At 70.7% G+C, this 14,118-nt stretch carries 12 protein-coding genes; 4 read left to right on the top strand and 8 right to left on the bottom strand.

The annotated features are described in order from the left end of the window. Nucleotides 1-332: 332 nt before the first annotated feature. The 3 genes from IO36_RS35610 to thyX form a co-directional block, all read right to left on the bottom strand. Nucleotides 333-2,018 carry a ribonuclease J gene (locus tag IO36_RS35610; protein WP_037626393.1) on the bottom strand — a complete coding sequence of 562 codons (1,686 nt, stop codon included), beginning with the start codon at nucleotides 2,016-2,018 and terminating at the stop codon, nucleotides 333-335. 131 nt (nucleotides 2,019-2,149) lie between these two features. Then, nucleotides 2,150-3,049, bottom strand: coding sequence for a 4-hydroxy-tetrahydrodipicolinate synthase (gene dapA, locus IO36_RS35615; protein WP_037626395.1), 900 nt, complete (start codon nucleotides 3,047-3,049; stop codon nucleotides 2,150-2,152). Nucleotides 3,050-3,261: 212 nt separating this feature from the next. Continuing rightward, nucleotides 3,262-4,002: an FAD-dependent thymidylate synthase gene (gene thyX, locus IO36_RS35620; RefSeq protein WP_037626409.1), complete on the bottom strand. Its 741-nt coding sequence runs from the start codon at nucleotides 4,000-4,002 to the stop codon at nucleotides 3,262-3,264. A 288-nt stretch (nucleotides 4,003-4,290) separates the two neighbouring features. Here thyX and IO36_RS35625 point away from each other — a divergent pair, with 288 nt between their 5' ends. Continuing rightward, a complete protein-coding gene (locus tag IO36_RS35625; protein ID WP_037626397.1) occupies nucleotides 4,291-4,530 on the top strand; it encodes a hypothetical protein in 240 nt (79 codons plus the stop codon). A 90-nt stretch (nucleotides 4,531-4,620) separates the two neighbouring features. Beyond that, nucleotides 4,621-5,178: a hypothetical protein gene (locus IO36_RS35630; protein ID WP_037626399.1), complete on the top strand. Its 558-nt coding sequence runs from the start codon at nucleotides 4,621-4,623 to the stop codon at nucleotides 5,176-5,178. A 67-nt stretch (nucleotides 5,179-5,245) separates the two neighbouring features. Here IO36_RS35630 and IO36_RS35635 read toward each other — a convergent pair whose 3' ends face one another. From IO36_RS35635 to rpsO, 5 genes are all read right to left on the bottom strand, one after another. Beyond that, nucleotides 5,246-5,698 carry a tetratricopeptide repeat protein gene (locus IO36_RS35635; protein ID WP_037626401.1) on the bottom strand — a complete coding sequence of 151 codons (453 nt, stop codon included), beginning with the start codon at nucleotides 5,696-5,698 and terminating at the stop codon, nucleotides 5,246-5,248. A gap of 31 nt (nucleotides 5,699-5,729) precedes the next feature. Beyond that, on the bottom strand, nucleotides 5,730-6,482 hold the full coding sequence (gene dapB / locus IO36_RS35640; protein WP_037626403.1) for a 4-hydroxy-tetrahydrodipicolinate reductase: 753 nt from the start codon (nucleotides 6,480-6,482) through the stop codon (nucleotides 5,730-5,732). Nucleotides 6,483-6,508: 26 nt separating this feature from the next. Further along, a complete protein-coding gene (locus tag IO36_RS35645; protein WP_037626405.1) occupies nucleotides 6,509-7,888 on the bottom strand; it encodes a M16 family metallopeptidase in 1,380 nt (459 codons plus the stop codon). Further along, nucleotides 7,885-10,101 carry a polyribonucleotide nucleotidyltransferase gene (locus IO36_RS35650; protein WP_037626406.1) on the bottom strand — a complete coding sequence of 739 codons (2,217 nt, stop codon included), beginning with the start codon at nucleotides 10,099-10,101 and terminating at the stop codon, nucleotides 7,885-7,887. The genes IO36_RS35645 and IO36_RS35650 overlap by 4 nt, the downstream gene beginning before the upstream one ends. A 362-nt stretch (nucleotides 10,102-10,463) precedes the next feature. Beyond that, on the bottom strand, nucleotides 10,464-10,754 hold the full coding sequence (rpsO, locus tag IO36_RS35655; RefSeq protein WP_037626407.1) for a 30S ribosomal protein S15: 291 nt from the start codon (nucleotides 10,752-10,754) through the stop codon (nucleotides 10,464-10,466). 263 nt (nucleotides 10,755-11,017) lie between these two features. Between rpsO and IO36_RS35660 the strand changes: the two genes are divergently transcribed. Together IO36_RS35660 and IO36_RS46445 are read left to right on the top strand one after the other, a co-directional pair. After that, on the top strand, nucleotides 11,018-11,311 hold the full coding sequence (locus tag IO36_RS35660) for a DUF397 domain-containing protein (RefSeq protein ID WP_037626408.1): 294 nt from the start codon (nucleotides 11,018-11,020) through the stop codon (nucleotides 11,309-11,311). A gap of 468 nt (nucleotides 11,312-11,779) precedes the next feature. After that, on the top strand, nucleotides 11,780-14,118 hold a 2,339-nt coding region (locus IO36_RS46445; protein ID WP_280923771.1), incomplete at its 3' end, for an SCO5717 family growth-regulating ATPase.

Genomic DNA, 14,118 nt, shown 5'->3' on the forward strand with positions numbered 1-14,118 from the left:
GTTGAGTTCTCAAGGAACGGACGCTTCCTTTGTACTCACCCTCTCGGGCTTTCCTCCGGGCGCTTCCCTTCGGTCTTGCGTTTCCGACTCTATCAGATCTTTCAGGACCTGATTTCCTCGGTGCTTTCCAGGTAATCCGCTTTCGCGTTTCCCTTTCCGGCGACTCCGACTTTATCAGATTCTCTGAGTCGGAATTCCCGCCCCGGTCGGGGGACCGGCTCCGGAGCGCAAGGCTTCGGGGTTCCCGTTCGGGCGGAGACGTAAACGTACTGGAGCGGGCCGCCCCGATGCAAATCGAGGCGGCCCGCTCCTGGTTGAGACCTGACCGGGGGTCAGACCTCGACGACGACCGGGAGGATCATCGGGCGCCGGCGGTAGGTGTCGGACACCCACTTGCCCAGCGTGCGGCGGATGAGCTGCTGCAGCTGGTGGGGCTCCACGACTCCGTCCTGGGCCGAGCGCTCCAGGACCTCCGTGATCCTCGGGACGACGTCCGCGAAGGCGGAGTCGTCGATGCCGGAGCCACGCGCCTGGATGTGCGGACCGCCCGTGAGCTTGCCGGTGCTGGAGTCCATCACGACGAAGACCGAGATGATGCCCTCGTCACCGAGGATCTTGCGGTCCTTGAGCGCGGGCTCGCCCACGTCACCGACCGAGAGACCGTCGACGTAGACGTACCCGGCCTGGACCTTGCCGGAGATCTTCGCCTTGCCCTCGACCAGGTCGACGACGACGCCGTCCTCGGCGATCACGATCCGGTCGTGCGGGACACCGGTCAGGGCGCCCAGCTCGGCGTTGGCGCGCAGGTGGCGCCATTCGCCGTGGACCGGCATGAGGTTCCGCGGCTTGCAGATGTTGTAGAAGTACAGCAGCTCGCCCGCGGAGGCGTGGCCCGAGACGTGCACCTTGGCGTTGCCCTTGTGGACGACGTTCGCGCCCCAGCGGGTCAGGCCGTTGATGACGCGGTAGACCGCGTTCTCGTTGCCCGGGATCAGCGACGACGCGAGGATCACCGTGTCGCCCTGGACGATCCGGATCTGGTGGTCACGGTTCGCCATGCGGGAGAGCGCGGCCATCGGCTCGCCCTGGGATCCCGTACAGACGAGGACGACCTCGTGGTCCGGAAGGTCGTCGAGCGTCTTGACGTCGACCACCAGGCCCGGCGGGACCTTCAGATAGCCGAGGTCGCGCGCGATGCCCATGTTGCGGACCATCGAGCGGCCGACGAAGGCGACCCTGCGGCCGTACTCGTGGGCGGTGTCGAGGATCTGCTGGATACGGTGCACATGGCTGGCGAAGCTCGCCACGATGATCCGCTTGCTGGCGTTCGCGAACACCTGGCGCAGCACGTTCTGGATGTCGCGCTCGGGCGGGACGAAGCCCGGGACCTCGGCGTTCGTGGAGTCCGAGAGGAGGAGGTCGATGCCTTCCTCGCTCAGCCGGGCGAACGCGTGCAGGTCCGTGAGGCGGCCGTCCAGCGGGAGCTGGTCCATCTTGAAGTCGCCGGTGTGGACGACCATGCCCGCGGGGGTGCGGATGGCGACCGCGAGGGCGTCCGGGATGGAGTGGTTGACCGCGACGAACTCGCAGTCGAAGGGGCCCACGCGCTCACGGTGGCCCTCGGCCACTTCGAGCGTGTAGGGCCGGATGCGGTGCTCCTGGAGCTTGGCCTCGATGAGCGCGAGGGTCAGCTTGGAGCCGATCAGCGGGATGTCCGGCTTCTCGCGGAGCAGGAAGGGCACGCCACCGATGTGGTCCTCGTGGCCGTGCGTGAGCACGATGCCCTCGATGTCGTCGAGGCGGTCCCTGATGGACGTGAAGTCCGGCAGGATCAGGTCGATTCCCGGCTGCTCCTCCTCGGGGAAGAGCACGCCGCAGTCGACGATCAGCAGACGGCCTCCGTACTCGAAGACCGTCATGTTCCGGCCGATCTCACCGAGACCGCCGAGCGGGGTGACGCGCAGGCCGCCCTTCGGGAGGACCGGCGGCTTGCCGAGTTCAGGATGCGGATGACTCAAAAGACTCTCCTCACCACGCACGCCACGTACCTGGCAAGGCACGTGGCGCGCGTGACGTTCGTGCAGTAGCTGTTGTGTGGGGTGCAGACCCGTGGTCTGCGTTCATACGTATTCAGTTGTGAAGTCTGTGATTAGAGCTCTACCCCGCCGGCAGCAAGATCGATCTTGAGCTGGGTGGTCTCCTCGGGCGACAGTTCGACCATCGGGGCGCGGAGCGGTCCGGCCGGCAGGCCCTGGAGGGCCAGCGCGGCCTTGGTCGTCATCACGCCCTGGGTGCGGAACATGCCGGTGAAGACGGGGAGCAGCTTCTGGTGGATCTCGGTGGCCTTCTGGACGTCCCCGGAGAGGTACGCGTCGAGCAGGGCGCGCAGTTCCGGGGTGACGACGTGGCCGACCACGGAGACGAAGCCCACCGCGCCGACGGAGAGCAGCGGCAGGTTCAGCATGTCGTCGCCCGAGTACCAGGCGAGGCCGGAGCGGGCGATGGCCCAGCTGGCGCGGCCCAGGTCTCCCTTGGCGTCCTTGTTGGCGACGATACGCGGGTGCTCGGCGAGCCGCACCAGGGTTTCGGTGTTGATCGGTACGCCGCTGCGGCCGGGGATGTCGTAGAGCATGACCGGCAGTTCGGTCGCGTCCGCGATGGCCGAGAAGTGCCGGTACAGGCCCTCCTGCGGGGGCTTGTTGTAGTACGGCGTGACGGTGAGCAGGCCGTGCGCTCCGGCCCGCTCGGCGGCGCGTGCCAGCTCGATGCTGTGGTGGGTGTCGTTCGTGCCGACGCCGGCGACGATGTGGGCGCGGTCGCCCACCGCCTCCAGTACGGCGCGCACGAGCTCCGATTTCTCCGCGTCGCTGGTGGTCGGGGACTCACCGGTGGTGCCGTTGATGATCAGGCCGTCGTTGCCTGCGTCCACCAGGTGGGTCGCGAGCCGCTGAGCGCCGTCGAGGTCGAGTCCGCCGTCCGCCGTGAAGGGCGTGACCATGGCGGTGAGGACCCGCCCGAAGGGGGTCTGCGGAGTGGAGGTCGGAGCCATGGGTAATACGCTACTCGCTGCTCACCGCGTGGTCTGCCCTCGGGGGCCACGACAAAGCATGACAAAGGTGGAACCCGGCACTGCCTGCTCGGGGGTTCAAGCAGTGCCGGGTCCGTTTGATCAGGCTAGATGAACTTCGCGAAATGCCGCAATACGGACACTTCGCTCGGTTGACCCGTACATCTGTGCCGGGGCCGGTTCTCGCAGGCGCGTTACGGCGCCACGCGCCCGTTGGTGTTGTACGCCGCGTGTGTGAGAGGCATGAGCTTCGCCCACTCCGCCTCCATCTTCTCGGCGACCATCTCGATCTCCCGCTGCGGGAACGACGGCACCTTCGCCAGCTCGTGCTGGGTGCGCAGCCCGAGGAAGTGCATCAGGGAGCGCGCGTTGCAGGTGGCGTACATCGAGGAGAACAGACCCACCGGAAGGGTGGCGCGGGCGACCTCGCGGGCGACGCCGGCCGCCAGCATCTCCTGGTACGCGGCGTAGGACTGCCGGTAGGACTCCTCCATGGCCGCCGTGACGGTCCGGTGCTGCTCGGGGGTGCCCTGGACGAACTCGTACTTGCCGGGACGCCCCTGCTGGACCAGCTTGCGGTCCTCACCGGGAACGTAGAAGACGGGCTCCAGCTCCCTGTAGCGGCCGGACTCCTCGTTGTAGGACCAGCCCACGCGGTGCCGCATGAACTCGCGGAAGACGAAGATCGGGGCGCTGACGAAGAAGGTCATCGAGTTGTGCTCGAAGGGGCTGCCGTGGCGGTCCCGCATCAGGTAATTGATCAGGCCCTTGGAGCGCTCCGGGTCCTTCTGCAGTTCCTCGAGCGACTGCTCCCCCGCGGTGGAGACACGGGCGGCGAACAGCACGTCGGCGTCCGAGGCCGTGTGCTTGATCAGCTCGACGGTCACATCACTGCGGAAGTGGGGCTTGAGGTCGTCGGCCGGTTTGTCGGTCACGGTGCGGAGGATCCTTCCCATCACTGGCTCGGGCGGCGACCACTCTACGGCCCGGCACCGACAACGGGGCGTTCGGTGCCGGGCCGCGACATTCATCGGCGAACTTCAGCGAATTCGGTGATTCCGGGCACCTCTTGTAGCGTTCGGCCGTCTGTATGAGTGGGAGCGGCGTGTTCGAGAGGTTCGCGCCGCTTGCCACCGGATCACCCAGGTCGCCCGGATCGGACCGGCCGGCCATGTAAGGGGGCGCCCCGCCGCGAGCGGACCCCCGGAGGAGAAGCACCGCCCATGTTCCGTCGGCGCGAGTCCGTCCCGTTCGCCTTCACCACCGAAGCCGACACGTTCCGCAGCAATGTCGCTCCCCCGCCCCGCGAGCGGTCCACCGCCGGACAGATAGCCGGCCGGTGGCTCCTCGGCCTCACCATGGTCGCCGGGATAGCCGGAGCACTGGTCCTCGGAATGCCCGCCCTGTCACAGGATGGGTCACCTGCGCAGACGCAGCAGTCCGTCGCGTCGGACGGCCGCTGACCCTTCCGGACCCCCAAGGGTGGTGAGCCGGCAGGGGGCTCGATAACCTCACCGGGCACTGCCCCTGCGTGGATCGAGTGAGGACCAGTCGTGCCCCTGCCCTTTCTGACGGCGGACCGCGCCTTTGACGAGGCGGCGGAGGATGTCGCGCTCCCCTTCGACGACCGCGACCGCTGGCGCCGCCCCTACCGGCCCGGCCCCTGGCGGGTGGGCGCGGCCGCGCTCGTCCTGCTGCTCGCCTCGTACGTGCTCGTCGCGGCCGTGATCATCGCCGTGGCCGGGACCCTGTCCGGCGCCGCGGCCTGCATGGCCGGGGCGGCGGCCGTCATCCTGTGCGCCCTCCGTCTGCTGCGCATGGGTGTGTGGGTCAGCGCCCGGGGACTGCGCCACGTGAGCTTCTTCGTCACGCGCACGACCCCGTGGGAGCGGATCGTGGCGGTGCGCACGGCGCAGCAGCCGGTGCGCTGGCTCGGGCTGCCGCGCACGGTCCAGGGCCAGGCCCTGACGCTGATCACCAAGGACCGCGCGCCCGCGGACGTGTCGCCGCTGATGACCACGCACAACGCCGACTTCCTGGCGCGTACGGAGGCTTTCGACCGGGCGGCGGACGTCGTCGAGGTGTGGGCGGACGAATACCGCCGGGGCTGAGACGTCGTCATGACGAAGGGGCCGGTCCGCATCGACTGCGGGCCGGCCCCTTCGTCGTGAGCGGCGGTCAGGCTTCCAGGGTCCGGCCCTCGTGGAGGGCGATGGCCCGCTGCATGGCCTTGCGGGCGCGCGGGGTGTCACGGGCGTCGTGGTAGGCGACGGCGAGACGGAACCAGCTGCGCCAGTCGTTCGGGGCGTCCTCGGTCTCGGCCTTGCGGCGGGCGAACACCTCGTCGGCCGAGTCGCGGTCGATGCGGCCGCCCTCGGTGCGCCGCAGCTCGTCGACGGGCAGTCCGCCCTCGGCGTCGAGCACGGCGGCGAGCCGGTTGGCCTTCCGGACGAACTGGGTGTTCTGCCAGAGGAACCAGACGCCGATGACCGGCAGGATGAGCACCGCGACCCCGAAGGTGACGGTGATCAGGGTGCCGTTCTGGATGAGCAGCACCCCCCGGCTGCCGACCAGGACGAAATAGACGACCAGGACGGCGGCCGTGATGGCATAGGTGATCTTCGCGCGCATGTCTGCCGGCTAACTGTCGTACGTCCCCGGCTCAGCCGAGGTCGAGGAAGTGTTCCAGGCCGAAGGTGAGGCCCGGGGTGGTCACCACGCGGCGGACGCCGAGCAGGATGCCCGGCATGAAGCTGCTGTGGTGGAGGGAGTCGTGGCGGACCGTCAGGGTCTCGCCCTCGCCGCCGAGCAGGACCTCCTGGTGGGCCAGGAGGCCGCGCAGCCGGACCGCGTGGACCGGGACGCCGTCGACGTCGGCGCCACGGGCGCCTTCCAGGGCGGTCACCGTCGCGTCGGGCTGGGGGGCGCTGCCCGCGCGCTCCCTGGCCGCCGCGATGAGCTGGGCGGTGCGCGTGGCGGTGCCGCTCGGGGCGTCCACCTTGTTCGGGTGGTGCAGCTCGACGACCTCGACGGACTCGAAGTAGGGAGCGGCGACCTCGGCGAACTTCATCGTCAGGACGGCCCCGATGGAGAAGTTGGGCGCGATGAGCACGCCCGTCTCCGGGGACGCGGCGAGCGAGGTGCCGAGCTGCGCGAGGCGCTCCTCGGTCCAGCCGGTGGTGCCGACGACGGCGTGGATGCCGTGCCGGACGCAGAAGTCGAGGTTGCCCATCACCGAGGCCGGGGTGGTCAGCTCGACCACGACCTGGGTGCCGGCCTCGACCAGCGTCTCCAGCTTGTCGCCACGGCTCAGCGCGGCCACCAGCTCCATGTCCTCGGCGGCCTCGACGGCTCGTACCGCCTCGGCTCCGATCCGGCCCTTGGCACCGAGGACCGCCACGCGCAGCTTGCTCATTGCTTCGTTCCTTACCGAGACGGGATTTACGCGACCGCGTCGTGCAGCCGGGACGCCTGCTTGTCCTTGACCGGGCCGATGACCGCCAGCGAGGGACGCTGTCCGAGGACGTCCCGGGCGATGGAGCGGACCTCGTCCGGGGTGACCGACGCTATTTTGGCGAGCATGTCGTCGACCGACATCTGCTCGCCCCAGCACAGCTCACTCTTGCCGATCCGGTTCATCAACGCGCCGGTGTCCTCCAGGCCGAGGACCGTGGAGCCCTGGAGCTGGCCGATGGCGCGGCCGATCTCGTCGTCCGAGAGGCCGTGCTCGGCGACCTGGTCGAGCTCGTCCCGGCAGAGCTTGAGGACGTCGTGGACCTGGCTCGGGCGGCAGCCCGCGTAGACGCCGAAGAGACCGCAGTCGGCGAAGCCGGAGGTGTACGAGTACACGCTGTAGGCCAGACCGCGCTTCTCCCTGACCTCCTGGAACAGCCGCGAGGACATGCCGCCGCCCAGGGCGGTGTTCAGGACGCCGAGGGCCCAGCGGCGGTCGTCCGTGCGGGCCAGGCCCGGCATGCCGAGGACGACGTGGGCCTGCTCGGTCTTGCGGCCGAGGAGCTCGACGCGGCCCGCGGTGCGGATGGTGCGCCGGCCGTCGCGCGGGGCGATCGGGGCGGCCGTCGCGTCCTTGAAGGCGCCGGCCTTCTCGAACGCGGCCCGGACCTGGCGGACGACCTTGTTGTGGTCGACGTTGCCCGCGCAGGCCACGACGAGGTGCGTCGGGTCGTAGTGCTTCTTGTAGAAGCGGCGGATGCGGTCCGCGGTGAGCGCGTTGACGGTGTTGACCGTACCGAGGACCGGGCGGCCGAGGGGGGTGTCGCCGAGCATGGTGTGCGCGAACAGGTCGTGCACGCAGTCGCCCGGGTCGTCCTCGGTCATGGCGATCTCTTCGAGGATGGCTCCGCGTTCGACGTTGACGTCGTCCTCGAGGATCAGCGAGCCGGTCAGCATGTCGCAGACGACGTCGATCGCCAGCGGCAGGTCGGTGTCGAGCACGCGCGCGTAGTAGCACGTGTACTCCTTGGCCGTGAACGCGTTCATCTCGCCGCCGACCGCGTCGATCGCCGAGGAGATGTCCAGCGCGCTGCGGCGCGAGGTGCCCTTGAAGAGCAGGTGCTCCAGGTAGTGCGTGGCGCCGTTCAGGGACGGCGTCTCGTCGCGGGAGCCCACGTGCGCCCAGATGCCGAACGTGGCGGAGCGCACCGAGGGGAGCGTCTCGGTGACGATGCGCAGGCCGCCGGGCAGGGTGGTCTTGCGGACCGTGCCGATGCCGTTCGCGCCCTTGATGAGGGTTTGGGTACGGGCGACGGCCCGCGCCTCCGAAGAGGTGCGGGCCGTCGTCGTGGAGCTACTCGACGTCACTGGTCGGTGTCGTCCTTCTTGTCGTCGTCGCCTTCGCCCTCGACCACGGGGATGAGGGAGAGCTTGCCGCGGGAGTCGATCTCGGCGATCTCGACCTGGACCTTGGAGCCCACGGCCAGGACGTCCTCGACGTTCTCCACGCGCTTGCCGCCGGCGAGCTTGCGGATCTGCGAGATGTGCAGCAGACCGTCCTTGCCCGGGAGCAGCGACACGAACGCGCCGAACGTCGTCGTCTTCACGACGGTGCCCAGGTAGCGCTCGCCGACCTCCGGCATGGTCGGGTTGGCGATCGAGTTGATCGTGGCGCGCGCGGCCTCGGCCTGCGAGCCCTGGGCGGCACCGATGTAGATGGTGCCGTCGTCCTCGATCGTGATGTCGGCGCCGGTGTCCTCCTGGATCTGGTTGATCATCTTGCCCTTGGGGCCGATGACCTCACCGATCTTGTCCACGGGGATCTTGACGGTGATGATCCGCGGGGCGTTCGGGGACATCTCGTCCGGCGTGTCGATCGCTTCCATCATCACGTCGAGGATGTGGAGGCGGGCGTCGCGGGCCTGCTTGAGGGCCGCGGCCAGGACGGAGGCCGGGATGCCGTCCAGCTTGGTGTCGAGCTGGAGGGCGGTCACGAACTCCTTGGTGCCGGCGACCTTGAAGTCCATGTCGCCGAAGGCGTCCTCCGCACCGAGGATGTCGGTGAGGGCGACGTAGTGCGTCTGGCCGTCGATCTCCTGGGAGATGAGGCCCATGGCGATGCCCGCGACGGCGGCCTTCAGCGGCACACCGGCGTTGAGCAGCGACATCGTGGAGGCACAGACCGAGCCCATGGACGTCGAACCGTTGGAGCCGAGGGCCTCGGACACCTGGCGGATCGCGTAGGGGAACTCCTCGCGGGTCGGCAGGACCGGCACGATCGCGCGCTCGGCGAGCGCGCCGTGGCCGATCTCGCGACGCTTCGGGGAGCCCACGCGGCCCGTCTCACCGACGGAGTACGGCGGGAAGTTGTAGTTGTGCATGTAGCGCTTGCGGGTCACCGGGGAGAGGGTGTCCAGCTGCTGCTCCATGCGGAGCATGTTGAGGGTGGTGACGCCCAGGATCTGGGTCTCGCCACGCTCGAACAGCGCCGAGCCGTGCACGCGCGGGATGGCCTCGACCTCGGCGGCCAGCGTACGGATGTCCGTGACGCCACGGCCGTCGATGCGGACCTTGTCCTTGATGACGCGCTCGCGGACGAGCTTCTTCGTCAGCGCGCGGTACGCGGCGGAGATCTCCTTCTCGCGGCCCTCGAACTGCGGGAGCAGCTTCTCGGCGGCGATCTCCTTGACGCGGTCCAGCTCGGCCTCGCGGTCCTGCTTGCCGGCGATGGTGAGCGCCTGGGCGAGCTCGCTCTTGACCGCGGCGGTGAGGGCCTCCAGGACGTCGTCCTGGTAGTCGAGGAAGATCGGGAACTCGGCGGTCGGCTTGGCGGCCTTCGCGGCGAGGTCCGACTGCGCCTTGCACAGGACCTTGATGAAGGGCTTCGCGGCGTCGAGACCGGCGGCCACGACCTCCTCGGTCGGCGCCTCGGCGCCACCCTGGACGAGCTGGATCGTCTTCTCGGTGGCCTCGGCCTCGACCATCATGATCGCGACGTCGCCGTCCTCCAGGACGCGACCGGCGACGACCATGTCGAAGACGGCGTCCTCGAGCTCGGTGTGCGTCGGGAACGCGACCCACTGGCCGTTGATCAGCGCGACGCGGACGCCGCCGACCGGGCCGGAGAAGGGAAGACCGGCCAGCTGGGTGGACGCGGAGGCGGCGTTGATCGCCACGACGTCGTACAGGTGGTCGGGGTTGAGCGCCATGATCGTGGCGACGACCTGGATCTCGTTGCGAAGGCCCTTCTTGAAGGACGGACGCAGCGGGCGGTCGATGAGACGACAGGTGAGGACGGCGTCCTCGGAGGGGCGGCCCTCACGGCGGAAGAAGCTGCCGGGGATCTTGCCCGCGGCGTACATCCGCTCCTCGACGTCGACCGTCAGGGGGAAGAAGTCGAGCTGGTCCTTGGGCTTCTTCGAAGCGCTGGTGGCCGACAGCACCATGGTGTCGTCGTCCAGGTACGCGACGGCGGAGCCGGCGGCCTGCTTGGCCAGGCGGCCCGTCTCGAAGCGGATGGTGCGGGTGCCGAAGGAACCGTTGTCGATAACGGCCTCGGCGTAGTGGGTCTCGTTCTCCACTAGCGTTTTCTCCTCGTCTTCGTCCCGTCCTGCCCGTGTGGCAGGGGGACGGTGGCGGAGAAGCGCTCCTGCTCGTGCGGGCCGGTCTTCGATCGAAGCACCCGGGGCTCTCGCGCCCGGGGGCCACTACCGAGGACCGGCGGCGATGAGGCGCGCTTCTCCTCGTTCGTTGTCGTGAGATGCCCTACCCGGCGGGTACGGCGTCGTCACGCTGTGTTCGTACGTGCTGTTTCCTGCGTATTGCGTTGTGCTACCACACTACAAAGCGTCGGTGACACTCCGCACGTAGAGAGCGCCCTCGGCAGCACATACAGCAAAAGGAGCGGTCCCCAAGATGTGGGAACCGCTCCCTTCACGGCGTCTTACTTGGCGCCGCCGGCCGCACCGCGGCGGATGCCCAGGCGGTCGACCAGCGCACGGAAGCGCTGGATGTCCTTCTTGGCCAGGTACTGAAGCAGGCGGCGACGCTGGCCGACCAGGATCAGAAGACCACGGCGGGAGTGGTGGTCGTGCTTGTGGCTCTTGAGGTGCTCGGTCAGGTCCGAGATCCGGCGCGAGAGCATGGCGACCTGGACCTCGGGGGAGCCGGTGTCGCCCTCCTTCTGACCGAACTCGCTGATGAGCTGCTTCTTCGTAGCGGCGTCGAGCGGCACGCTTACTCCTTGTAGTCTCGTGTCTGCCACCGAGTGCCCCTGGTCGAATTCTCAGGGGAGCTTCCGTGACTCGGGAGGCGGGGATCCGTTGGGCGCGGCCTCCGGAGCAGCGCTCCGGGGGTGCAAACACAAACGGCCGTTTCACAGGGTACCAGCCTGGGCGGATACGTCTGTCCGCTCTCCGAACCTTCCCGGACGGCGGGTACCGGGCCACTAGGGTGACGGCAGAGGTCATTCGTACGTGGGGAAGGGGCCGGCGGAACATGGCCGAGGAAGCGGAGAACGACGTCAGGGCGCGCAAGGAGCGGGAGAAGGACGAGCTCTACGCCCTCGACATCTCGGACGCCGAGTGGCAGAGCGCGCCGGGCACCGAGGAGCACGAGGAGCGCGTCGAGATCGCCCGCCTTCCCGGGGGCGCGGTGGCCATGCGGTCCTCCCTCGACCCGGGGACGGTCCTGCGCTACACGGAGGCCGAGTGGCAGGCCTTCGTGCTGGGCGCGCGGGACGGCGAGTTCGATCTGGAGCCCGCTCCCCACGCGGGCGGGCCGGCCGAATAGCGGGCCGGCGGGAACCCGGGGCCGGTACGGAGAGCCTTCCGTACCGGCCCTTTCGTCTGCCCGCCCTGTATTCCGCCCGCACCGGACGGCCTTCCCGGGACGCGGAGCGGGCACGCGTGAGCGTCGGGCCGGCGACCGTATGGCAACTGGCCGAGCGGTTACGTCGTTTGTCCGCTTTCGGGGTCAATCGTGAGCGGGTTCGGGTCACTTCTGAGCAGGGTGTGCCGTGACGGGCCCCGGCGGGGGTGTGGACAGGCCTGCCCCGCGAACAGCCATGGTGATTAGGCTGGGACCGGGCGCGACGCCTGAACCCGTGCACGGGGGGCGCGCGTTATCCGGGGGGCCGGTCAATTCGGGCAGGCCCGTACGGACTTCGGGCGGCCTCGGTCGTCCGTGAACGTCAGCGGACGACAAGCAGACGGTCGGCCCTGCACGACGTGCGGGTGTTCGACCACACCAGGAGGAATTGTGAACAGCGATCGGGACGGGATCCGCGGGGGCTGGGCCACGCCCGGCGACGACCAGTCCGACGCCGAGTCCGCCGTCGAGACGACGGGCGAGTTCACCATCGACTACGCGCCGCCCGCCTGGTACACGCAGAACGCCTCGGACAGCGCCGGGGCTCCGGGCGGCCCGGGCGACGTACCGGCCCAGGGCGGTTCGGGGGACTCGGAGGCTCCGGAGGACTCGAAGCAGGCCGAGGGGTCCGCGGAGTCGGCGGGTCCGGAGAGCGTCACCGGCCCGGAGGACTCCGCGAGCGCGGAGGAGCCCGGGGAGGCACGGGGAGCGGGGAGCCCGGAGGGCGCTGTGGCCGCGGTTGGACCGGCGGCCCCGGAAATGACGCCGGGCGTGGACGCCTCGGCGGCCGGTCCCCTGCCCGTAGGGGACGCCTCGGTGGCCGGTCCCGTGCCCGTCGACGGTCCCGAGGGGCTCCGTCCTCCGGTCGTGGCGCCCCACGCGGCCGTCCCGGCTCCCCTCTCCGACGTCGTCGGCGGTCCGACCGTTCTGCCGAGTCTTCCCCAGGGTCCCTGGACGCCTGCGGCTCCCGCCGCCCCCGTGGCCGCTTCCGAGGCGCCGGATTCCGGGAACGGGGACCTGGAGAGCGGGGACCTGGAGAGCGGCGCGACGATGCGGTTCTCCGCCGTCGCGCTCCAGCGTGAGATCGCCGAGCGGACGGCGGCCGAGGAGGCCGCGACCGGGGACGCCGACGCCCCCGCGAGTGACCCCGACCGTGCCGTCACGGACACGGTCAAGGACACGGACGCCGGAAGCACGGAGGCCGAGCACGCAGGGAACGCGGAGGCGGGGAACACGGCGGAGGCCGGGGCCGAACCCGCTGTCGCCTCAGCCGACGACCAGGGCGCCGGCGATGACGAGCCGGACGAGAACGAAGCCCCGGGCGCGCCTGTCGCCGAGCCCGAACACGTAGCCCCCTCCGGGCAGTTGACGCCCGCACTGCCGGTGGCCCCGCCCGCTCCCCCCGTCGACCCCGTGCTCGCCTATCGGTCGCTGGAGGCGGCTTCCCAGTCCCAGCGCGCGATCCCGGCCGACGCCGGTGCCGCCTCCCCGGGCGCCGAAGCCGTCGAGGAAACCGGCACCGCCGTGGCAGGGACCGACGGGGTGGCGCAGGACCGGGCCGCGGACGCCGTGGCGCCGCGCTCCGCGGACGACGCGGCCGGCCCGGACGCCGATGCCCCCGACGCCGACGACTTCCGACTCCAGGACGCCGCTCCTGAGGACGCGTCCTCCGAGCCCGCCGAGCCGCAGGACGACAAGCCCCAGGACGACGAGCCGCAGGACGCGGTGCCCGGGGTCCGACAGGAGGAGCCGGCGGGCGTGCAGGACGCGCCTCCCGCCTGGGCTCCGCCGCCGCTGCCGGGCGGCACGCTTCCGCCGCTGCCGCCCGCCTACCAGCCCGCCGCCCCGGCGCCGGCCCCGCAGTGGCCCGCGAGCACGGAGCCCGCTCCGTCCGCGCAAAGCAGGATTCCGGACCAGGCGGCCGTACCCCAGCAGGCACCGGTGGCACCCGCCCCGGGGGCGCCTTTCCAGCCTCCGACCGCGCAGGCACCGGCTCCAGGCCGGCCGCTCCAGCCCCCGGCCCCCGCTCCCGCCCCGGGGCAGCCCTTCCAGTCTCCCGCTCCGGTCCCCGCACCGGGTCAGCCGTTCCAGCCTCCGGCGCCGCAGCCCGCGGCCTCGGCGTGGTCCTCCCCCGGTGCTCCCGGTGTCCCCGCCTCGCCGCAGGGGCCCGCGGCCGTGCAGCAGGCCGGATCCGGGATCGCCGTACCGGCTCCGCCTCAGGCCGAGGCCCCGGCGGCGCCCGCTCCGGCGCCCGCGCCCGTCCAGCCGGGCAGCTACGGCTTCCCGGGGCCCGGCACGCCAGCCCCGTCCGCCCCGTCCCCGTCCGCCCCGGCACCGGGCTACGGCTTCCCGCAGCCGGGCCTCGCGCCCGCGGACCAGCAGGCGGCCCACCCGGGGGCACCCCAGCCGACCGCCCCCCAGGCCCCCGGCTACGGCTTCCCCCAGCAGACCGCCCCCGCCCCGGAGCCTGAGGCCCCCGCGCAGGCCGCCCCTGCGCCGGGCTACGGCTTCCCCCAGGACCAGCAGACGCCCCAACCGGCCGCCCCGGGGACCCCCGGCTACGGCTTCCCGCAGCCGGGCCCCGCGCCCGCGGACCAACAGGCGGCCCACCCGGGGGCACCCCAGCAGACCGCCCCCCAGGCACCCGGCTACGGCTTCCCCCAGCAGACCGCCCCCGTCGACCCGCGGACCGGGACCGCCTGGCCGCAGCCCGTGCGGCACGACCAGCG

The organism is Streptomyces aureus (assembly GCF_000725495.1).
Classification (GTDB): domain Bacteria; phylum Actinomycetota; class Actinomycetes; order Streptomycetales; family Streptomycetaceae; genus Streptomyces; species Streptomyces aureus_B.

What these genes read in the sequence shown, in the direction of transcription:
- dapA (WP_037626395.1), bottom strand. Translation starts at nt 3,049, where the DNA reads ATGGCTCCGACCTCCACTCCGCAGACCCCCTTCGGGCGGGTCCTCACC.
- IO36_RS35625 (WP_037626397.1), top strand. Translation starts at nt 4,291, where the DNA reads ATGTTCCGTCGGCGCGAGTCCGTCCCGTTCGCCTTCACCACCGAAGCC.
- IO36_RS35635 (WP_037626401.1), bottom strand. Translation starts at nt 5,698, where the DNA reads ATGCGCGCGAAGATCACCTATGCCATCACGGCCGCCGTCCTGGTCGTC.
- dapB (WP_037626403.1), bottom strand. Translation starts at nt 6,482, where the DNA reads ATGAGCAAGCTGCGCGTGGCGGTCCTCGGTGCCAAGGGCCGGATCGGA.
- IO36_RS35660 (WP_037626408.1), top strand. Translation starts at nt 11,018, where the DNA reads ATGGCCGAGGAAGCGGAGAACGACGTCAGGGCGCGCAAGGAGCGGGAG.